Annotated in this window: 21 protein-coding genes; 2 read left to right on the forward strand and 19 right to left on the reverse strand. The window is 62.0% G+C overall.

The genetic code is table 11. The features are described 5' to 3' along the window. Positions 1 to 54: 54 nt before the first annotated feature. From lpxB to ACTJKL_RS20190, 19 genes are all read right to left on the reverse strand, one after another. On the reverse strand, positions 55 to 1,224 hold the full coding sequence (lpxB, locus tag ACTJKL_RS20100) for a lipid-A-disaccharide synthase (protein WP_440853637.1): 1,170 nt from the start codon (positions 1,222 to 1,224) through the stop codon (positions 55 to 57). Beyond that, positions 1,221 to 2,108, reverse strand: a complete 888-nt coding sequence (locus ACTJKL_RS20105; protein ID WP_440853638.1) for an LpxI family protein — start codon at positions 2,106 to 2,108, stop codon at positions 1,221 to 1,223. The genes lpxB and ACTJKL_RS20105 overlap by 4 nt, the downstream gene beginning before the upstream one ends. Then, a complete protein-coding gene (lpxA, locus tag ACTJKL_RS20110; protein WP_324763449.1) occupies positions 2,108 to 2,926 on the reverse strand; it encodes an acyl-ACP--UDP-N-acetylglucosamine O-acyltransferase in 819 nt (272 codons plus the stop codon). Before lpxA ends, ACTJKL_RS20105 begins: the two co-directional genes overlap by 1 nt. Continuing rightward, positions 2,923 to 3,387, reverse strand: coding sequence for a 3-hydroxyacyl-ACP dehydratase FabZ (fabZ, locus tag ACTJKL_RS20115; RefSeq protein WP_440853639.1), 465 nt, complete (start codon positions 3,385 to 3,387; stop codon positions 2,923 to 2,925). The genes lpxA and fabZ overlap by 4 nt, the downstream gene beginning before the upstream one ends. Beyond that, the gene (lpxD, locus tag ACTJKL_RS20120; RefSeq protein ID WP_018097754.1) at positions 3,380 to 4,444 is read right to left on the reverse strand and encodes a UDP-3-O-(3-hydroxymyristoyl)glucosamine N-acyltransferase; all 1,065 of its coding nucleotides are present in this window, start codon (positions 4,442 to 4,444) and stop codon (positions 3,380 to 3,382) included. The genes fabZ and lpxD overlap by 8 nt, the downstream gene beginning before the upstream one ends. Positions 4,445 to 4,488: 44 nt before the next feature. After that, entirely contained in the window at positions 4,489 to 6,822 is a 2,334-nt protein-coding gene (bamA, locus tag ACTJKL_RS20125) for an outer membrane protein assembly factor BamA (RefSeq protein WP_100673902.1), read from the reverse strand. A 247-nt stretch (positions 6,823 to 7,069) separates the two neighbouring features. Next, the gene (gene rseP / locus ACTJKL_RS20130; RefSeq protein WP_018097756.1) at positions 7,070 to 8,194 is read right to left on the reverse strand and encodes an RIP metalloprotease RseP; all 1,125 of its coding nucleotides are present in this window, start codon (positions 8,192 to 8,194) and stop codon (positions 7,070 to 7,072) included. 129 nt (positions 8,195 to 8,323) lie between these two features. Further along, a complete protein-coding gene (locus ACTJKL_RS20135; RefSeq protein ID WP_338284131.1) occupies positions 8,324 to 9,157 on the reverse strand; it encodes a phosphatidate cytidylyltransferase in 834 nt (277 codons plus the stop codon). Next, a complete protein-coding gene (locus ACTJKL_RS20140; RefSeq protein WP_100673905.1) occupies positions 9,157 to 9,900 on the reverse strand; it encodes an isoprenyl transferase in 744 nt (247 codons plus the stop codon). The genes ACTJKL_RS20135 and ACTJKL_RS20140 overlap by 1 nt, the downstream gene beginning before the upstream one ends. 36 nt (positions 9,901 to 9,936) lie before the next feature. Then, positions 9,937 to 10,497, reverse strand: coding sequence for a ribosome recycling factor (frr, locus tag ACTJKL_RS20145; RefSeq protein WP_003534987.1), 561 nt, complete (start codon positions 10,495 to 10,497; stop codon positions 9,937 to 9,939). Between the two features lie 51 nt (positions 10,498 to 10,548). Next, the gene (pyrH, locus tag ACTJKL_RS20150; protein WP_018097759.1) at positions 10,549 to 11,271 is read right to left on the reverse strand and encodes a UMP kinase; all 723 of its coding nucleotides are present in this window, start codon (positions 11,269 to 11,271) and stop codon (positions 10,549 to 10,551) included. A gap of 183 nt (positions 11,272 to 11,454) precedes the next feature. Then, on the reverse strand, positions 11,455 to 12,378 hold the full coding sequence (gene tsf, locus ACTJKL_RS20155; RefSeq protein WP_275598015.1) for a translation elongation factor Ts: 924 nt from the start codon (positions 12,376 to 12,378) through the stop codon (positions 11,455 to 11,457). 251 nt (positions 12,379 to 12,629) lie between these two features. After that, positions 12,630 to 13,397, reverse strand: a complete 768-nt coding sequence (gene rpsB, locus ACTJKL_RS20160) for a 30S ribosomal protein S2 (RefSeq protein WP_003534993.1) — start codon at positions 13,395 to 13,397, stop codon at positions 12,630 to 12,632. A gap of 182 nt (positions 13,398 to 13,579) precedes the next feature. Continuing rightward, on the reverse strand, positions 13,580 to 15,136 hold the full coding sequence (locus tag ACTJKL_RS20165; protein ID WP_440853640.1) for a sulfatase family protein: 1,557 nt from the start codon (positions 15,134 to 15,136) through the stop codon (positions 13,580 to 13,582). 53 nt (positions 15,137 to 15,189) lie between these two features. After that, the gene (locus ACTJKL_RS20170; protein WP_440853652.1) at positions 15,190 to 16,128 is read right to left on the reverse strand and encodes an aliphatic sulfonate ABC transporter substrate-binding protein; all 939 of its coding nucleotides are present in this window, start codon (positions 16,126 to 16,128) and stop codon (positions 15,190 to 15,192) included. 44 nt (positions 16,129 to 16,172) lie between these two features. Then, positions 16,173 to 17,000 (reverse strand): ABC transporter ATP-binding protein, encoded by an 828-nt coding sequence (locus ACTJKL_RS20175; RefSeq protein WP_127710809.1) that lies wholly within the window; start codon positions 16,998 to 17,000, stop codon positions 16,173 to 16,175. Then, complete coding sequence (locus ACTJKL_RS20180) at positions 16,997 to 17,740, reverse strand: ABC transporter permease (protein WP_440853653.1); 744 nt, start codon at positions 17,738 to 17,740, stop codon at positions 16,997 to 16,999. The genes ACTJKL_RS20175 and ACTJKL_RS20180 overlap by 4 nt, the downstream gene beginning before the upstream one ends. A 56-nt stretch (positions 17,741 to 17,796) precedes the next feature. Further along, entirely contained in the window at positions 17,797 to 18,912 is a 1,116-nt protein-coding gene (locus ACTJKL_RS20185; RefSeq protein WP_440853641.1) for an ROK family transcriptional regulator, read from the reverse strand. Positions 18,913 to 19,011: 99 nt separating this feature from the next. After that, positions 19,012 to 19,830 carry a cell envelope integrity EipB family protein gene (locus ACTJKL_RS20190; protein WP_379940906.1) on the reverse strand — a complete coding sequence of 273 codons (819 nt, stop codon included), beginning with the start codon at positions 19,828 to 19,830 and terminating at the stop codon, positions 19,012 to 19,014. Positions 19,831 to 19,970: 140 nt separating this feature from the next. On the opposite strand from ACTJKL_RS20190, the gene ACTJKL_RS20195 reads away from it, so the two are divergent. Next, positions 19,971 to 20,435, forward strand: a complete 465-nt coding sequence (locus tag ACTJKL_RS20195) for a RidA family protein (RefSeq protein WP_440853642.1) — start codon at positions 19,971 to 19,973, stop codon at positions 20,433 to 20,435. A 13-nt stretch (positions 20,436 to 20,448) separates the two neighbouring features. After that, on the forward strand, positions 20,449 to 21,159 hold the full coding sequence (locus ACTJKL_RS20200) for a glycerophosphodiester phosphodiesterase (RefSeq protein ID WP_440853643.1): 711 nt from the start codon (positions 20,449 to 20,451) through the stop codon (positions 21,157 to 21,159). Positions 21,160 to 21,165: the final 6 nt, after the last annotated feature.

The raw sequence follows: 21,165 nt of genomic DNA on the forward strand, positions 1-21,165 counted from the left end.
CATCCTCGGGGCTTGGCCCGACGAACCACAGCGGTTCGAAGCACTCGCCTCTCCTCACCCCGCTCGAAGGCAAGCGAGAACGATATCCGCCGCCTTTTCACCGGGCGGACGGTTCGTTTCCATTCGCTGTTGAACGAGGGCGAAGCCGTCGAGCATCGCACGACGTTGCGCCGTATCGCTCGAAAGCCGTTCGAACCAGCGCGTCAGAACGGCCGGGCGGATCGACTTGTTGAAATATTCGGGCACGACCGGAAAATCCGCGATGAGGTTCGGAAGCGCCGCGGTCCATATCCGAATGCGGGAATGCAGGAGGCTGACGATCCAGTCCGCAGAATAGGTAGAGACGACCGGAACTCCGGCGAGCGCCAGTTCGAGGATCACCGTACCCGAGGCGGCAATGGCCGCGTCGGCTTGGGCAAAAGCCTCCCATTTCCTGTCGGCGGTTATGCTTATCTCGGGCTGGACCCTCCAGGATGCCGTCAACGCCCTCACACGGTCTTCCTGGCGCGGCACGGTCGGCAAGAGGAACCGAATGCCTTCGTGCCGCTCCGCGAGCTCTTCGGCTGCTTCGCGGAAGATCGGAAGCAGGCGGCTGACCTCGCTCCCGCGCGATCCGGGCAGCAGGAGGCAGGCCTTCGGCTCGCGCCGATCCTGCATCTGCCGTCTCAGTCGTTGGCGCTCCCGGACGGCGAGAACATTGCCGTCAGATGCGAGCCGATGCCCGACATAGGTCGTCGGCGGACCGCCGAGCTTCCCCATCGCTTCCGGCTCGAAGGGTAAAATCGCGAGCACGTGATCCACATAGGCCCGCATGCGCGGCGCCCGCTCCGGCTTCCACGCCCAGACGCTCGGGCAGACATAGTCGATCACCGGCAAGTCGGGCAATGCGTCGCGGACGCGTTGCGCCACGCGGTGGGTGAAGTCCGGGCTGTCGATGATCAACAGAGCATCCGGACGCGCAGCGGCGATCGCGCGGGCGGTCTGCCCAATCCGCAACAGAAGCTTCGGCAGGTTCGCCAGAACCTGCGAGAAACCCATGATCGACAGTTCGGAATAGTCGAAAAGCGACCGGAGCCCTTCGGCTTCCAGCCCCTCGCCGCCAACGCCCACGAGTTCGAGCGGACCGTCTAGACGATCACGCAATGCCCGCACCAGGTCGGCGCCGAGCAGGTCTCCGGAAACTTCTCCGGCGATAACCGCCAGCCTGTAGGCTCTGCCTGTCATCTCCGGTCCTTGCGGCAATCGCGCTCGATACCGAGAACGAACAGCCCGCTCCTGTCGGCTTCCTCCACGAGACGCGCGCGATCGAGAACCAGCGCGCGCCCTGCCTCGAGGGCGATGCCCGCGAGGCCGGCAGCATGCGCTCCTGCGACCGTCGACGGACCGATCGAGGGCAGATCCGCCCGCTCGTCCTGTTGCGGCTTGCAGAGCTTGACGAGGACGCCGCGACGACGATTTGAAATCCGTCCGTCTTTCCTGAGGTCGGCCACTCTCGCCAACATGGCGTCCGTCCCTTCCGCCCCCTCCAGCGCCACGACCCTGCCGCCGACCGCAACGGCGCCCTGGCCGACATCGAGCGCACCCAGCGCGTTGGCTGCGGCAATCCCGGCTTCGATGTCACGCCGATCTTCGTCCGTCGGGACATGGGCGCCGAGCGGACCGGTATCGGCAAGAAGCCCCGGAACGACCTCGTGCGCGCCGATCACATGGGCGCCGCTCGCCTCGATCAATTCGATCACCATGCGCAGCACGGCGTCGTCCCCGCCGGATATCAAGGTGCGGAAAACCCGCGGCACCTTGGCCAGCGTCTTCAGCGTAGGACGGATATCGCGCCACTCCGGCCGCCGCCGCACCGCACCGGAAAGGACGACCCGGTCGATTCCCTCGGTCTCGAAAGTGCGGCTGATCGCGGCAAAGTCTCCAATTGCGCAAACGACATGGTCGAAGCCGGTCCAATCGGTATCCGCCTCACGCGAAAGCGCAATGATGAACGGGTCTTCGCCCTGGAAGCGCGCTGCCTCGGCCACGTGATGGGGAAGCGTTCCGGCGCCGGCGATGATGGCGAGCCTGCCTTTGGAATGCGGCAGGCGATGAATCGCCACCGCCATCAGCCCTTGGCGCCGCGATTCGGCGACGACAGCGCGCGGTCGCTCTCCGCGGCAATGAAATCCAGGATCTCGATTGCCGGCGCGCAATCGAGATATTCGTTGCGGATAGCGGCTGCATTCGCGCGAATCGAGCCGTCTCCCTCGAATATCTGCTTATAGCACCGCCGGACGCGATGAATCGCCGCACGCTCGATCCCCGCACGGGTCATCCCGACCACGTTAAGGCCGCTCAAAATGCCGGGGTTGCCGTTAAGCATTCCATAGGGAATGACGTCATAGCTCACCGCCGACAGGCCACCGATGAAGGCCTGACGCCCGATGCGGGTAAACTGGTGAACCGCCGATCCCCCCCCGAGTATGGCTCGGTCCTCGACTGTGACGTGCCCCGCAAGCATGACATTGTTGGAAAGGATGATATTGTTGCCGAGGCGGCAGTCATGCGCCACGTGCGAATAGGCCAGGAACAGGTTGTTGTTGCCGATGATGGTCGCGCCGCCATGCTCCACCGTGCCCGTATTCATGGTCACGCCTTCGCGGATGGTACAGTTTTCGCCAATCACCAGTTTCGTATTCAAGGCGCTGTGGTGGACGCTCTGCGAGTCGCCGCCGATGACGGCACCCGGAAAGATCTTCGAGCCCTTGCCGACGCTCGTATGACCGATGACCGCGACGTGGCTCAGAATTTCGACGTCATCTGCAAGAATGACATTCGGCCCGATATGGCAGAACGGGCCGATCTTCACGTTTTCGCCGATTACCGCACCGTTCTCGATGGCCGAGGACGGGTGGATCTTCGCACTTGATGCTATCATTCTCAGGCGTCTTCCTTGCTGACAATCATCGCGCCGATATCAGCTTCCGCGACGAGTTGCCCGTCAACTTTTGCATCACAGTGAAACTTCCAGATATTGCCGCGCTGCTTCTGCTTCACCACATGGAACTCCACCCGGTCGCCTGGCACGACGGGCTTGCGGAAGCGGGCATTGTCGATCGTCATGAAATACACGAGATTGCTGCCGATTCCCGTCTTGCGCGCACAGATCGCGCCGGCCGTCTGTGCCATCCCTTCGATCAGAAGAACGCCCGGCATGATCGGCTTCTCGGGAAAGTGCCCGGTGAAATGCGGCTCGTTGGCCGTCACGTTCTTGATCCCGATGGCCGAATTGTCGTCATCGATCTCGATGATGCGGTCCACGAGCAGGAAGGGATAACGATGGGGAAGAAGCTTCAGGATTTCCTGTATGTCCGCCGTGCCGAGGACCGTTGCAGCCTCATTCATCCTTGCCACCCTTCTTCTTCTGCCTCTCGCTCGACCGCAGCGCCATTTCGGCGACATCGCGCAGGAAATCCCGCATCGGTCGCGCCGGAATTCCGCCATAGCGCTCGCCGGCCGGCACATCGCTCGCCACGCCACTCATCGCAGCGATCTGCGCTCCGTCTCCAATGGTGATATGACCGTTGACCCCGACGCCCCCACCGATCATGACCCCGTCGCCGATCTGCGTGCTGCCGGCGATACCGACCTGGCTGACGATGCCGCAGTAACGACCGATGCGGACGTTATGGCCGATCTGCACCAGATTGTCGATTTTCGTCCCCTCGCCGATCACGGTGTCATCCATCGTGCCGCGGTCGATCGTCGTGTTCGCACCGATCTCCACGTGATCCTGGATGATCACCCGCCCGACCTGGACGATCTTGATCATTCCGCCCTTCGGGCCCGGTGCATAGCCGAATCCGTCCTGACCGATGCGTGCGCCCGGATGAATGATGACGTTGTTGCCGACCAGCGCACAAAGGATGCTTGCACCGGCCGAAATGGTGCAATCGCGGCCGATCCGCACGCCCGGTCCGATCATTGCTCCCGCTGCGATGCGCGTTCCGCTTCCAATCTCGACGCCGGCTCCGATCACAGCCATCGGCTCGACCTCGACGCCCGCCTCGAGGCGCGCCGTCGGATCGATGAAGGCTCCCGCCGCTACGCCCCTCTCGCTCGTATTATAGGAAGGACGCATGGCCCTTTCGTGAAGCAAGGTGCCGGCAAGGGCGAAGGCCGTGTGCGGTTTCGACGTCAGCAGCACGGGTATCGTATCGGGAACAAGCGACGAAATGGCCTTGTCGCAGATGATCGCGGCGGCACGGCAGCTCTGCAACTCTTCGCGATTCTTGCGCGACAGCATGTAACAGATGTCGCCCGGCTTGGCGCGATAGACAGGCGCGACCGAACGCACCGTGCGATCGGCGGCAGCAATATCCAGCAACTCCGCCCCAATCTGATTCGCGAGGTCGCCCAGACGAATCCCCTGATGGGGCGGAAAAAACCAATTCTGTTCCATGGACACTCCAGAACGATTCTCTGGCAGTTCTGGACTGCTCTCTATCAGAACGACGAGTTGATACCGAACTTGAAGTTCTGGACCTCGTCGAAGTCTTCCTTCGCAACCGGCACGGCATAATCGACACGCAGCGGACCGAAAGGTGAAGCCCAGATAAGGCTGACGCCGACCGACGCACGCAGCGAAGCGTCGTTGCCGCGCACCGATTCACCGGCTCCGGTCAGCTCCAACTCATTGTTGTAGAGCGTGCCCGCGTCGACGAACAATGCACCGCGGAAGCCGCTGTCACGCGGAAGGCCCGGCAGCGGGAACGTCGCTTCCGCAGACGCCGTGAAATACGTCGTGCCGCCAAGGGCATCGCCGTTGTTTGCCCGCGGACCGATACCGTTGCGCTCGAAGCCGCGGATATCGTTGCTGGTCAGCTGGAACTGGTCGAAGACTTCAAGCGAACCGGACGTCTTGAACAGCTGGCCGGCGCTGCCGGAGATCGAGCCGATGATGTCGGCCTCGTCGTGCAGCGTATAGTACCATTTGGCCTTACCCGTCAGCTTGTAGAAGTCCGACGTACCGCCAAGACCTGCAAACTCCTGGGTGACCGAAGCGAGAATGCCCTCGTGCGGCAGTTGCGCATCGTCGAGCGTGTTGTAGGTGATCGACTGGGACACGGAGGAACGCGTCCAGGGGCCGTCCTCGATCGCGCGAACATAGGGAGAGGAAAGCTCGTCCTCGTCGCCGAAATATTCGAGCTCCGTGTAGTTGTAGCGCAGCGTCGTCGACAGGTTTTCCGTGATCGGCGCAGTCACGCGCAGGCTGAATCCCTGATCGTTGTAGCTGTAGTTGTCGTCATCGAAGTCGTTTTCGTTCTTGAAGAGGTCGAAGCCCGCCGCGAGACGGTAGCCGAGGAAATAGGGCTCGGTGAACGAAACATTGTAGGTCTGGCTGTCTTCGCCCTTACCGGCGGCAAGACGAATATACTGGCCGCGGCCCAGGAAGTTCTTTTCTTCGATCGAAGCTTCGACGAGGAAGCCGCCGCCGTCGCCGGCGGAATAGCCGGCGCCGATGCCGAACGAGCCGGTCGACTGATCCTGCACGTCGACGACGATGACCACACGGTCAGCCGCACTGCCCGGCTGCGTCGAGATGTTGACCGACGAGAAATAGCCGAGCGCTTCCAGGCGGCGCTTGGCGCGCGCAACCATTTCCTGGTTGAAGGCATCGCCCTCGCCGACGTCGAACTCGCGACGAATTACGTAGTCACGCGTCCGGGTGTTGCCGCGAATCTCGATGCGCTCGACATAGGCCCGCTCGCCCTGGTCCACGAGATAGTCGACGGCGATCGTGTGATTGGCGAGATCGCGATTGCCGCGCGGCGTGACGCGCGCAAAGGGATAACCCTCCGACGCGACGCGCTTCGAAATCTCGCTCATCGTGTTCTGAATGTCCTTGGCCTTGTAGACCGTGCCTTCGCGGCTCTGAACGAGCCCCCTCAGTTCCTCGGCGTCGATGCCTTCGACGGTCGATTCGATGTTGACCGAACCGAAGTCGTATCGAGGACCTTCCTCGACCGTGATCGTTACCGTGTATTCGTTGGTCGCCTCATTGAGCGCCGCTTCGGACGAGACCACCTGAAAATCGGCATAGCCGCGGTTGTAGTAGAACTGCCGCAGCAATTCCTCGTCGGCCCGCAGCTTATCCGGATTGTAGACGTCCTTGCGCGTGAGGAACGAGAAGATGCCCGATTCCTTGGTCGCAATCACCGACTGCAGACGGCCGTCGCTGTAGGCCTCGTTGCCTACGAAGTTGATCTGCGTGATCTTCGTGCGTTCGCCTTCATTGATGACGAAGGCCAGGTTGACACGTCCTTCGGCAATCGGAACGACCTGGGTCGTCACGGTCACGTCGCTGCGGCCGATGGCGGCATAGGCGTCCTTGATCGCCTGAATGTCGGTTTCGACGGTCGCCTCGCTATAGGGACCGAGCGGCTGGGTGCGAACGACACCCTGGAGCTTGTCATCCTTGATCTTGCGGTTGCCGTTGAAGACCACCTGGTTGACGAGCTGATTCTCGCTGACGGAAACCACAAGCGATCCGCCGGAAACCGTGATGCTGACATCGGAGAAATAGCCGGTGGCATAGAGCCGCTTCACGGATGCGTCGATATCGGCATTGCTGAAGCTCTTGCCGGGAACGATCGTGATGTTGGCGCGAACGGTTTCCGCGCTGACACGCGTTGCCCCACGCACGTCAACCCGATTGATGACCGCGGCTTGCGCGACTGAGGTACCAGCAACAAGTCCTACCCCGGTACCCGTGGCGACCATGCTTGCTGACAGAGCAAACGCCGACACCGCGTTCAAAAACCTTGAACCAGCTTTCATGTCAAAATCTTACCTTTTCCCAACGTCCCGCGGCAGTTTCGTGCCGACTCCGGTCACGGTTGCCGTTTTAACCGCTTTTCCCATACAAGCAAGTCAGCTCGTTAATTTCTGTTTACTTCAATTCCAACCGTGGCTTAACAGCCACTACGGCCTCTTATTATCGTAAACAAACCGTTATCGAGCAGCCGGCTAAACTCCCTCGCTCTCCGAATCCTTAACGATGTCCGCTCCCGCCCAAGGCTCCGCTCTATCCGAAGAGCCAGTTGATATCGTTCCAGGCCGCAAAAACCGTCAGCATGAGCACCATGGCAAAGCCGATACGGAATGCGAGATCCTGTGCGGCGGGACCGACCGGCCTGCCGCGCAGCGCTTCGACCGCATAGAACATCAGATGACCGCCATCAAGCACCGGCACGGGCATCAGGTTGAGCAATCCAATGGAAACCGAAAGGACGGCCGCGAAATTCAGCACCTCGGCAATACCGAGCTTCGCCATCTGACCGGACATCTGGGCGATGCGGATCGGTCCGCCGACCTGATCGGCGCTCATCCGGCCGACAAAGAGATTCGAAAGATAGTCGAGCGTGCCCGTTACGATCCGCCAGCTCTGCAGTGCCCCTTGCCCCACCGCTTCGAGAGGTCCGTAGGTCTCGACCCGGAAATTGCCGGCCTCCTGGTTCGTTCCGATCCCGATCTTGCCCTCCTCCATCTTGTTGCCGAGCGGGTCGACGGATTCGGTGCGCTGGGGCACCATCGGCAGGTCGATCGCAGCGCCATCGCGCTCGATCCGAACGGTGATCGGCAGCTCGGGACGGACGCTGACATAGCGGCGCACGTCGTCGAAGGTCGCGATCGGCTTTCCGTCGATCGAAAGCAGCCGGTCCCCCGGCAGAACACCCGCCTTTTCCGCGGCGCTGTCCGGCGCCACGAAAGCGACGACGGGATCGGCGACCGCACGGCCGTAAATGGAAAAAAGAACGGCGAAGATCGCAATCGCCAGTAGAAAATTCGCGATGGGACCGGCCGCGACCGTCGCGGCGCGCTTCCATAGCTTTGCACCCAGGAATGTGCGGCCCCGTTCTTCCGGCGCGATCGTCTCCAGCCGCCGGTAGTCGGGCGTGCTCGCCGCATCCTCGTCGCCGAAAAACTTCACGTACCCGCCAAGCGGGATCGCGCAGAATTTCCAGCGGGTGCCATGGCGATCGGTCCAGCCGAAGAGCTCGGGTCCGAAGCCGACGGAAAAGGCCAGGATGCGGATGCCCGACCAGCGCCCAACCAGGTAATGTCCCATCTCGTGAACGAAGACCAGCAACGTCAGGAGAAAAAGGAAGGTGGGGATCGTGTACTGGAGATTGTCAAGCAGCAGGCTCATAGTCATTCCTAACGCGTCCGTTGCCACGTCCGCCAGTTCAAATTGCAAGGTCGGGGCCGTGACGCCATGGTCGGACCGCCGCAGGATAGTCCCGCTTCGAGCCCGATATAAGGACTACACCGGCAGTCTTCAAAGACCCAGCAGAATCGCGCCGAAAGAGACTTCCCGGCCGCCCGCCAGCAAGAACTGCCCAAGCACCAGAGCCAGTGCGGCAATGCAGGCGAATATCAGCCCGTCCACCCGGTCCATGACGCCGCCGTGACCCGGGATCAGCCTGCTTGAATCCTTGACGCCGAACCGGCGCTTGACGAAGGACTCGAACAGATCGCCTGTCTGGCTTGCGACGGACAGGATCAGCGCGATGACGGGAATGCGCAGGTCCTCGAGGGCAAAGTGAGCCATGAAAACGGCGACACCCGCAAGAACGCCGAAAATCGCCCCGCCGATCGCGCCCGACCAGGTCTTGCCCGGCGAGATTGCGGGCGCCAGCTTTGGCCCGCCGATCGCCCGCCCTGTGAAGTAGGCGAAAATATCGGTTGCCCATACGACGGCGAACACGAACAGCATCGCCATCAGACCGAGATAGTCCGCTCCGCGGATCGCCGCGAGCGAAATGCTCGTCAGACCCGCATAGACGATCCCGCCCGGCAGCCACCAGCTGGTTCCCTTTATCGCCACCCAAAGCGCTGCCGCGAGCACACAGAGGGCAAGCCCCGGGAGGCTGACATGCATATAACCGAGGAGGACGAGACCGGCGATCACCGCCTGCGCCAGCCAGCCGAGGGCATTGCCCTGAAAGTCCCGCTCGGGGAGCTTCGTGATAGTGGACCACTCGTAATAGACGAGAAGGCCGATCGCGACGGAGAGAAGCTGGAAGGCAAAGCCGCCGATCCAGGTTGCAGCAAGAACCACCGCAGCAAGAACCACCCCGGAGGCGATACGAAGTTTGAGTTCGGCCTGCATCAGGAGCCGACCGCCAAAGTCGGTTGGGTCAGCCCGCCGAACCGGCGCTCGCGGCAGGCATATTGTTCGATCGCCGCAAAGAATGTCTCGCGCGTGAAATCCGGCCAGAGGTCCGGAATGAACAGCAATTCGGAGTAGGCCCCCTGCCAAAGGAGAAAGTTGGAGAGACGCTCCTCGCCGCTCGTCCGGATGATGAGATCGGGATCTGGAATGCCCGCCGTATCGATCGTCGAGGATATCCGTTCCGCGGTAATCTCTTCCGGCCGCAGACGACCGGCGGCCACGTCCCCCGCCAGGCGGCGCATGGCTCTCGCCAGCTCGTCTCTGGCGCCGTAATTGAACGCGATGACCACCGTGATGCCGGTGTTCGCGACCGTCGTCTCCTCCGCTTCGATGAGCAGAGGCAGGATATCGCCGCTCAGATTCGATCGGTCGCCGATGACCCGGATGCGGACGTTCTCACGGTGGAGATCGGCGAGATCCCGTCGGATGAAAGCCTTGAGCAGGCCCATGAGGTCGCTGACCTCGTTTTCCGGCCTGTTCCAGTTCTCCGACGAGAATGCGAACAGGGTCAGGTAACGGATACCGATCTCCGCCGCCGTCCTTACCGCCCCGCGGACCGCCTCAACGCCCTTGCGGTGGCCCATGGTACGGGGCAGTCCACGCGCATTCGCCCAACGACCGTTGCCGTCCATGATGATGGCGACGTGAGCCGGTACGTTTGCGGGATTGAATTCTTGCATGGGTTGTCCGGACAAAGAGACTCACCTATCCGCAGGTCAGACCTGCATGATTTCCTTTTCCTTCTCCGCGAGCAAGCGGTCGATTTCGGAAATTACGTCATCGGTCATTTTTTGGACCCGCTCGGACTGAGCACGGCTCTCGTCCTGGCCGATCTCGCCGTCCTTTTCGGCTTTTTTCAGGTCGTCCATACCGTCACGGCGAACGTGGCGGACGGCGACCTTGCTTTTTTCGGCATAGTCGTGGGCGACCTTGACCAGCGATTTGCGGCGCTCCTCGTTCAGTTCCGGCAACGGAATGCGCAGGTTCTGCCCGTCGACGATCGGGTTGAGCCCCAGATTGGACTCCCGGATTGCCCGCTCCACGGCACCGACCATGGACTTGTCCCACACCGAAACCGAGAGCATGCGCGACTCCGGAACCGTGATGTTTGCCACCTGGTTCAGCGGCATGCGAGAACCGTAGGCTTCGACGGTCACCGGATCGAGTACGTTCGCCGAAGCGCGGCCGGTCCGCAGCGACGCGATGTCGTGCTTGAAAGCAGCGATCGCCCCGTCCATCCGACGCTTGAGTTCCTTCAGATCCACACCTTCACTCATGGTTCAAGACTCCCGTTCTTATCAGCAGCCCTTGCGGGCCCCAGCAGCTTGTCAATTATCGGTCACGATGGTGGCACGGCCGCCACCCGTCAATATCTCCGTGAAGCCGCCCTTCTCGTGGATGGAGAAGACGACGATCGGAATGGCATTCTCCCGCGCAAGCGCCACGGCGGCAACATCCATGACTGCGAGGCCTTTTTCGAGAACCTCGCTATGGGTCAGGCGGTCGAAGCGGGTGGCCGAGGGGTCCTTCTTCGGATCCGCGGAATAGATGCCGTCGACCTGTGTTCCCTTGAAGATCGCCTCGGCGCCCATCTCCGCCGCACGAAGCGCCGCAGCCGAATCCGTCGTGAAGAACGGATTGCCCGTGCCGCCGGCGAATATCACGACACGCCCGAGCGAAAGATGATAAAGCGTCGCGCGCTGCGAGAAGCTCTCGCAGATTTCCGGCATGGCGATGGCCGACAGGACGACGGTGTCGATATCGAGTTTGCGCAGCGACGTCGCCAGCGCAAGTGCGTTGATGACCGTCGCCAGCATTCCCATGTGGTCGCCGGTTACACGGTCGCCGCCCTTGGACGCGACAGCGACACCGCGGAAGATGTTGCCGCCGCCGACGACGACGCCGACTTCGACACCCATCGCTCTCGCTTCCGCGATATCGGAGGCAATCCGGTCGGCTACGGCAACATCGATGCCGAACCCCTGGCTTCCCATAAGCGCTTCACCGGAGGCTTTGAGAAGAACGCGCTTGTAGATTGGCTTGGCCGACATCGTCACTCCTGAAATAGATCGGCGCGCGTGTGCAGGCATCTGGCGCACACCGGCGTAGAGGCAAATTCCGCTGCGTGGTATCAACCGCTCCGGCGGGTCCTACGCATCGACTGGAGCCGGATACACGAAGGGCACCGCGTTGTCACGCGATGCCCCAACGTTTTCCCATTCGAGGTGAAGAAATCAACCCTTCGCGGCGGCTGCCACCTCTGCCGCGAAATCGCTCTCTTCCTTTTCGACGCCTTCGCCGAGCAGGAGACGGGCAATGCCGGCAACTTCGATCGGCGCGCCGACGGACTTTTCCGCTTCCTTGATCGCGGCTTCCACCGTCAGATCAGGGTTCATGACGAAGGCCTGCGACAGAAGGGCGACTTCCTCGAAGAACTTGCGCATGCGGCCATCGACCATCTTCTCGATGATGTTGTCCGGCTTGCCGGAAGCGCGCGACTGCTCGATGAAGACGTTGCGCTCGCGCTCTGCGACCGCCGGGTCGATTTCGCTCGAACGGACCGCGAGCGGGTTGGTCGCGGCGACGTGCATGGCAACCTGCCGGCCGATCGCGTTCAGAGCTTCCTTGTCGCCGGTCGACTTCAACGCGACGAGCACGCCGAGCTTGCCGATGCCGTCGCCTGCGGCATTGTGCACATAGGTCGCGACGACGCCGTCCTCGACCTCGAGCAGTGCCGAGCGGCGCAGCGTCATGTTCTCGCCGATCGTGGCGATGGCGTCCTTGATCGTATCTTCAACGGACTTGCCCGTCGCCGGATAGGTCGCCTTGGAGACGGCTGCAACGCTGCCGTCGGTGCCGAGGGCGACATTGGCGACACCGCGAACCAGCTCCTGAAAGGCGTCGTTGCGGGCAACGAAGTCGGTCTCGGAGTTGATTTCGACGACGACGGCCTTGGTGCCGGAGCTGGCAATGCCGATGAGGCCTTCGGCAGCAGTGCGGCCGGACTTCTTGTCAGCCTTGGCGATGCCCTTGGCGCGCAGCCAGTCGATGGCGGCTTCCATGTCGCCATTGGTCTCGGCAAGCGCCTTCTTGCAGTCCATCATACCTGCGCCGGTCTTTTCGCGCAGCTCCTTCACCATTGCGGCGGTTACAGTCATCTTTGTGCCTCTTGTCTGTTTGCTGGCGCGCCGACCGGGATTGGCGCAGTGCCAGAAGGTTTGGCAGGAAATGGCCTTTCTGTGTGACATCGTGATGAAGCCACTTTAGCGATGTTCGCGGGCTCACCGCGCGCGATCGGCCGGGCCATTTCCGGCTGATAAAGAACAAGGCCGTTCAGATTCTACATCACAAACGGCCTCGTCCCGATATTTCATGCGTACGGCAGCGCTTGGTCTGCCGGTCGGGCCGATCAGGCTTCGGACGCTTCCTCGAGAGCCGGCTCGACCGGAACCTCTTCGGATGCGCCGAGATCGCGGCCAGAGGCGCCCTGCTGACGGGCGATACCGTCAATGGCGGCGCGGGCGATGAGATCGCAGTAAAGGGCGATAGCGCGCGATGCGTCGTCGTTGCCCGGGATCGCGTAGTCGATCTGGTCCGGATCGCAATTGGAGTCGATGACGGCAACGACCGGAATGCCAAGACGCTTGGCTTCGTCGATGGCGATCGATTCCTTGTTGGTGTCGATGATGAACATCAGATCCGGGGTACCGCCCATATCGCGGATACCGCCGAGTGCGCGGTTGAGCTTCTCGCGCTCGCGCTCGAGGTTCAGGCGCTCCTTCTTCGTGAAGCCGGAAGCTTCCGAAGCCAGGATTTCATCGAGCTTGCGCAGGCGCTGGATCGAGTTGGAGATCGTCTTCCAGTTCGTCATCATGCCGCCGAGCCAGCGGGCATTGACGTAGTACTGGGCGGAACGCTTCGCTGCGTCCGCGATGATCTCGGAAGCCTGGCGCTTGGTGCCGACGAAAAGCACGCGGCCGCCGCTGGCGACGGTGTCGCTGACGACCTGCAGGGCGCGCGACAGCATCGGTACGGTCTGGGCGAGATCGATGATGTGAACGTTGTTACGGTCGCCGAAGATGTACGGCTTCATCTTCGGGTTCCAGCGGTGCGTCTGGTGACCGAAGTGGACGCCCGCTTCGAGAAGCTGGCGCATAGTAAAATCAGGCAATGCCATGCCTTTGTCTCCTTTTCCGGTTGAACCTCCGCAAGGCGTCGAGCGCACCGCAATGCGCCCACCGGCGGAACGATCCGGATTTCTCCCGGAAAATCCCATGCCTTACGTGTGGAATGGCCAGCCCCATAGCGGTAACCGGCCCGGAAATCAAGCCTTGGGGACGCTTTTTGTATCGCGCCGGCTCAGGCCGCCTTCGTTCGGCACCGAGCCAGCACCTCGGCGGTGACATGTTCCGGAATGTCGCCGATTTCGGCCATGCGCGCATCGAGCTTGGCCAGCATTTCCTCGAACACAGCGGAGTAGGCCGGCTCGTTCGCCCGGTTGCGCAGCTCGAACGGGTCCTCCTCGCAATCGAACAGTTCCCATTCCGCAGGCTCGTCGCCGGAAAAGGCACCAGGCTGGCCGAGCGGATCGTTATACCAGTAGATGAGCTTGTAGCGGGCGTCGCGCACGCCGTAATGCGCGAAGGCATTGTGGAACTCGTCCTTGTGCATCCAGTACCGGTGATAGGCGAGACCCTTATCGTCCTCGTCCGCCGTCTGCTCGATAATCGGGCGCATGCTCCTGCCCTGCATGTAACTGGGGATCGGCAGGCCCGCATAATCGAGAAAGGTCGGCGCGAAATCGACATTGGTCGCGATGTGGCCGGCTTGCGTGCCGGGCCGGATGCCCTCCGGATAGCGGATCAGGAAAGGCATCCGGAGCGATTCTTCGTACATGAAGCGCTTGTCGAACCAGCCGTGCTCGCCAAGGAAGAACCCCTGGTCGGACGTATAGATGACGATGGTGTCGTCGCGCAGGCCTTCGGCGTCGAGATAGTCGAGCAGACGGCCGACATTATCGTCCACGGCGGCAATGGTCTGCAGGTAGCGCATCATGTAGCGCTGGTACTTGAAGAGGGCGAGTTTCCGCGGATCGGTAAAGAGATAATTCTCTCCGGTGGCTCCGTCGATCAACCGCAGTTCCTGACCTTCCTCGATGTCCGGAACCTTGCGCTGGGTCCAGCCTGGCAGAAGCGGTTCGCCGATCTCGTCGCCGCCTTCGGGCTGGACGAGGCCGAGGTCCCTGTATGTCATGTCGGAGCGAATGCGCATTTTCGCCGCTGCCGCCGCTGCTGCGCGGTTGGAATAATCGTCGGAGAAAGTTTCCGGAACCGGCAGTTTCCCGTCGGCATAGAGATGCCTGTCGCGCGGGTGCGGCTCGAAGCTGCGATGCGGCGCCTTGTGGTGGCACATCAGGAAGAACGGCCGCTCCGGATCACGCCTGCCGAGGAAATCGAGGCATTTGTCCGTGATGATGTCCGTGGCGTAGCCTCTCTCCGTTCGCGGTCCGTTGCGGTCGATCATCACCGGATCGAAATACTCGCCCTGCCCGGGCAGTACCGACCATTCGTCAAATCCCGTCGGCTCGTGCGCCTGGCCCTCGCCCAGGTGCCACTTGCCGAAGATCGCTGTCTGATAGCCGCCCGCGCGCAGATGTTTGGCGACATTGGGGAGCCGGTTGTCGATATGGGTATCGAGCGTGGTGACCATGTTCACATGGTTGTAGGTGCCGGTCAAAATGGCGGCACGGCTGGGCGTGCAAATCGAATTGGTGACGTAGCACCGATCGAACCGCATGCCTTCGTCGGCGATGCGGTCGATATTGGGCGTGCTGTTCAGGCCCGCGCCGTAGGCGGAAATCGCCCGCGCCGCATGGTCGTCCGACATGATGAACAGAATATTGGGCTGCTTTGTCATTCTAATCTCGATGGAGAGTGCCGGCGCGACGGAGCGCGCCGGCGGGTTGGCGTTCAGTCGCCTGCGTAGAGGTCGGCGAGATAGTAGTCCTTCGGGTCGAGCGGGTTCTGCATCTTGCCGAAAGCGACGAACTGGTCGTTGAGACCCTTCAGCCAGTTGGCCACCGTCCCATCCCTGCTGGCTGCAACGAGCTCGGCGGTGGTCAGGAACTTGCCGTTGCGGCTTTCGACTTCAAGCGGTTCGGCCGGCACTCCGAGGAACTTGGCGGTAATCGCGACCGAGCGCGGCACGTCGGCAACGCGATAGTCGTTGGCCTCCTTCATCGTGGCGATGAATTTCCTGACCACGTCCACGTCGCCGGCTATCACCTCATTGCGGGCGACGAAAGCCGAAGGGAATGAGTTCTCGGGATAGAAATCGTCGCTCTTGGCGACTTCGACCAGATCCGGGACGGTCTTCTTGATGATGCCCACCAGCGGATACCAGATGCCGGCGCCGTCGATCTGCTTCGATGCAAAAGCCGAAACGACCGTCGAAGGGTCCATCTTCACCACTTCTATGTCGGAAATCGTCATGCCAGCCTTGGCAAGGCCGAGACGCAACAGCATGTCGCCCGATGTGCCTTCCGGAACGCCGACCTTCTTGCCCTTGAGGTCCGCGACGGAGTTGATGCCCTTCTGCGCGATGACGCGGTCGGACAGTCCGAGCACATTGATCGCGACGAGTTTGGCCTTGCCAGTGGCCGGGAGCCAAAGGGCGCCTGGACCGACATACCCGAAATCGAGACTGCCCGCGCCCAACGCCTGGATCTGGATCGGGCCGTTGGTGAAGATCTTCAGGTCGGGTTCCAGGCCGTGTTTTGCCCACAGGTTCTGGTCGGTGGCGATCGCCGTCAGGCTCGTGCCGAAATAGTCGGCGATGTAACCGATCCGCACGGGCTTTGCCTCTGCGTAAGCGGCTCGCGTGGTGGCGCCCACTATGGGGACCGCCAGCGCACCGGCAGCGGCAACGCGGATGAAACTGCGTCGGGTAAAAGTCACGGCATTCCTCCTCCTTGTGATGAACTCGAACTGACCTGGGGTTTCTGATGGTAAACGGCGTGCCAAACCCGATTGCGGACCTGCGCGAATTCAGGCGATAGCCGGATCTCTTCGTTGCGCGGATAGGGCAGGTCCACGGGGATGATCTCGTGCAGGCGGCCTGGCCGCGCGGCCATCACGATGACGCGATTGGCGAGATAGACCGCCTCATCGACATCATGGGTGATGAAGATCACCGTCCGTCGCTCGCGGCTCCAGGTGTCGAGCAGCTGGTCCTGCATGTTGACGCGGGTCAATGCGTCGAGCGCGCCGAAGGGCTCGTCCATGAGGAGGATCGTCGGATTGACCGCATAGGCACGGGCGATTGCGCAGCGCTGCTTCATGCCGCCGGACAAGGTCTTGGGCAAGGCATCGGCGAAATCCTTCAGCCCGACGAGATCGATGAAGTGATCGGCGATGCGCCTGCGCTCGGCCGCCGGCATGTTTTTGATGCGCAGGCCGAATTCGACGTTCTGGCGAACCGTCAGCCACGGAAACAGCGCATATTGCTGGAAGATCACGCCGCGTTCGGGCCCCGGCCCGTCGACCGGCTTACCGTCGACCAGAACACGTCCGTCCGACACCTCCGTCAGGCCGGCCGCGATATTCATGGCCGTCGACTTGCCGCAGCCGGACGGCCCGACCACCGTGACGAATTCACCCTCGCCGATATCCAGGCTCAGCCTGTCGAGCGCGAGGACCGAGCTCTCGCCTTCGCCGAAACGGCGGGTGACGTTTTGAAATGAAATCTTCGGGTCGGAGGCCGGGTCCGGAACAGCTGTCATTGCGCGCGCTCCTGCCAGCGGGTCAGACGGCGTTCCGCCGCCTGGACGATGCGATCCATGAGCAGGCCGAGAATGCCTATCGTGACGAGGCTGACGAAAATGGTGGGTAGGTCATAATAGAGTTGCGCCTGCTGCATTCGGAAGCCGAGGCCCGATTGCGCTGCGATGAGCTCGGCCGCGACGACCGTTGCCCAGGCCGAGCCGAGCCCGATCCGGACGCCGACCAGAATGAAGGGAATGGAGGCAGGGACGATCACGCGGTAGAACAGCACGCCGTCGTCGGCCCCAAGCACGCGTGCAGCGCTGATCAACGTACGGTCGACGCCGATGACACCCTGATAGGCGGCGACGACGCAGGAAAGGAACGAGGCGAGGAAAATGACGAAGACCTTCGGCGCTTCGTCGATGCCCATGGTCACGATCGCGAGCGGTATGACCGCCAGGGGCGGAATCATGCGGAAAAACTGGATGTAGGGCTCGATCAGTGCGCGGGCGACGCGGTACCAGCCCATCAGGAAACCGACGGGAATGGCTGCCGCCACGCCGAGCAGGAAGCCGGCCAGCACGCGGCGAAGACTGGAGACGACGTCCAGCGGCAACTGGCCGTTCGCGATCAGCTCCACTGCGCGCCGGAAAACCTCGGCCGGTCCCGGCAGGATCACCAGCCCCGCCGCCGTGATGCCCCACCATACCGTGACGGCGAACGCCAAGGCGATCAGGTTCAGGACGATGGGCGCCAGCTCCGCCGGCGAAAACCCGTTCCCTGTCGTTTCCTCGTCTTTGGACGTCAGAGTGCTCAATACCGGGCTCCCGAATAGAAAAAGTGGTCGAGCGCGACCGCCGCCCCGCCGATCGCGCCCGGCTGCGAGCCAAAAGCGGTTCGTTCGAACCGCAGGATATCGCGCATATGAGGCATGACCCGTGGCGGCAGATGTTTTCGCAGATGCGCGAACAGGTTCTCCGGCGCGTCAGCGAGGTGACCGCCGAAGACGATCAGATCGGGCGTAAGCAGACTGATTGCGATAGCGAGCGAGTCCGTCAGCCGAGCGAGTGTCGGACGCCAGACGTCCGTGTTCTCCACCTGCATCAGGAGATCGGCCGGAGCAGAGCCTTCCAGCCCCAATGCACGCATCAGGACGCGTTCGTTCACATAGCTTTCGAGACAGCCATGATTGCCGCAACTGCACCGTGGCCCGTTCTGTGAGATCTGGATGTGACCGAGCTCGACTGCACCATGGCCGCCCGGCCGAAACGGCACGCCGTCGACCACCAGCCCTGCCCCGAGACCGGAACGCAGATAGACGTAAAGCAATGCCGGGACCCCGCGGCCGAGACCGAAGCGCGCCTCCGCGACCGCCATTGCCGTAACGTTATGCTCCAGCACCACCGTCAGGCCCGTGCGTCGCTCCAGCATGCCCGCCAGCGGCAGGTTGCGCCAGCCGGTGTTGATCGAAGCCAGGATGGTGCGCTGGCCGGCATCGACGGGTCCCGGCACTCCTACTCCGACGCCGAGCAGATGGTCTGTGCGCGCGAGAAGCTTCAGATTTTCTATTTCGTCGGCGATCCGCGCGGTCACGGCCTCCGGCGAGGTGTCCGGCAGCGCGAATTCGAACGAAGCGGCCGCTTTCGGCGAACCCAGGAGATCTGTGACCGTCAGTTGAACGAGCCCGGCACCGATATGCACGCCGGCAACGTGATGAGCGTTCGGCAGGAGCCGGATCGCCAGTCCCGGCCGCCCCACCCCGCTGCTTGCCGCCGGCTCCACCTCGGCGACGGAGCCGTCGGCGAGGAGCTGCGCCGTCACATGGGTAAGGGTCGTCGCGGACAGCCCGGCGCGGCGCGCAAGGATGGCGCGCGATTGGGGCCCTTCGTCGCGAAGGATGCGCAGGACCTGGCCGTGATGCACACCCACTGTTCGCCCCCCCATTTATTTTCTCAACTTTAGAAAATAAATGGCCGCTGTCAATAGGAGCAGGTTGCGGTCACTTTCGAAAATCGCTTCTGCGGTTGCCTATTTGCACTCTTCGCTATTGAAGACCTCGAGCTTTGCGAGTTTTCCGCTCAGGACGAAGTCTCCGTAGTCCATGGTGAGATCCCGCGTCACGCCGTTCTCGTAGAGCTTGAACGCCATGCGGTAGACGGGCAGCGCGTCGCCGTTCGCTTCGTCGTTGAAATAGGTGATCGTCACCGGCCAGTAGTTCTCGCCCGCAAGCTTTCCGGCCTTGCCGACATCCGCATCGTCAGGAGCGGGCTTACGCGGCTTGCCCACGAAGGTCGAGGTAATCAGCGTCTTGTCGCCCGAATCGGAACCATCGAAAATACGCGCCTCGAAAAAGGTCTCTCCTTTTTTCGCACGTTCGATCACCTCGAGCATGTGTTCTGTCGGAAACCGGCTGGCCGCAAGCGCCACCTGGCGCTTGTCGGGGGCGGTCAGCTCGACCTTGACGCCGGACTTATCGTCATGCGCGCTTCCGCGCACCTCCTTGTCCAGCTTCTCATCGGTAAAGGAGCGGGTGAGGAAACGGAAATTGCCGTTCTTCATGTCCTCGTAGGTGGTGGTCTGCTGATCGGTTAAGCGAACCTCGTCACCCGTATCGACCTGGGTGACGAAGCGGAAGCTGACGGTATAGCCTTCGCAGGAGGAGCCGTTGAACTCATAGACCATTCGGCCATACATGCCGGAGATGCCGGACCGCTCGGAGGCGTCCTTCAATTCCAGATCGTAGACGGCGCGGTGGGGAACGAGAGCAGTCGCCTGTGCCGCGCCCGCCGTCATGACCACGACACAGACGCTTCCCACAGTGACGAGACCGAAGCCTTTACGAAACATCCGTTTCCTCCTGTTGGACTCGCCGCCAATGCGATAAACATGCATTCGGCAGAAACAAGGCAGATCGGTTCTGGTCCACGCCTGTCAAGATCTGCTTTGCATGCCGGATTTTAGCACAAAAGACAACAACGGAGCCTTCCATGTCCGCAGAGATCGAAACCCGCCTCACCGAACTCGGCATCGTCCTTCCGCAGGCAGTTGCGCCTGTCGCGAACTACGTGCCTTACGTCGTCTCGGGGTCGATGCTCTACATTTCCGGGCAGTTGCCGATGGAAAACGGCAAGGTCGCCGTAACCGGCCATGTCGGCAAGGATGTCGATGTCGCCGGCGCGCAAAGAGCCGCCGAACTCTGCGCGATCAACATCCTGGCCCAGGCCAAAGCGGCTCTCGGCGATCTCGGCCGTATCCGCCGCCTCGTCAAGATCAACGGCTTCGTCGCTTCCACGCCGGACTTCGTCGAACAGCACCTGGTGATCAACGGCGCCTCGAACCTGCTTGCCAATGCGCTCGGCGAAGCGGGCAAACACGCTCGTGCCGCTGTCGGAATGGCTTCCCTTCCCTTCAACGCGGCTGTCGAGATCGAGGCCGTGATCGAAATCGCATGATCAGGGACGTCCAATGAAGGATCTTTCCTGGCTCAAGGCCCAGCCGATCGCCCATCGCGGCTTCCACGACATGAATCGGGAGGTTTGGGAAAACACGCTCTCCGCCTTCTCTCGCGCGGTCGAAGCCGGCTTCGCGATCGAGTGCGACCTTCAATTCGCGGCTGACAGCGTTCCCGTCGTTTTCCACGACCACGACCTGCAACGGCTCTGCGGGATCGCGGGCGACGTGCGCGCGAAGACGTCCGCCGAGCTGGGGCTTCTGTCAGTCGGCGGCACGGGCGACAAGGTGCCGACCCTGAAGCAGATGCTGCGCCTCGTTGCCGGCCGTGTCCCACTGATCATCGAGCTCAAGGGGCGACTGGGCGACGACGAAGGCTTTTGCGCGGCCGTGCTCGAGACGCTGGAAGGCTATGAGGGCCACGTGGCGCTGATGAGCTTCGACCATTGGCTGCTCAGGGACCTGAAGGAACTCGATGCGCCCTACCCCCTCGGCCTGACTGCCGAGGGTGTCAATCCGGAAACCTTCTTCGTGCACGAGGAGGCGATGCATCTCGGGCTGGATTTCATCTCCTATCATTACGGCCATCTTCCCAACGCGTTCACGGAAAAGGAGCGCGCGCTCGGCCGAACGCTCATCACCTGGACGGTACGCGACAGACAGGCCCAGGAGCATACATTCGCCAATGCCGACCAGATGACCTTCGAGGGTTTCGATCCCCGGTAGAGCATG

Source organism: Sinorhizobium sp. 22678, assembly GCF_052044265.1.
Lineage (GTDB): Bacteria > Pseudomonadota > Alphaproteobacteria > Rhizobiales > Rhizobiaceae > Sinorhizobium > Sinorhizobium meliloti_A.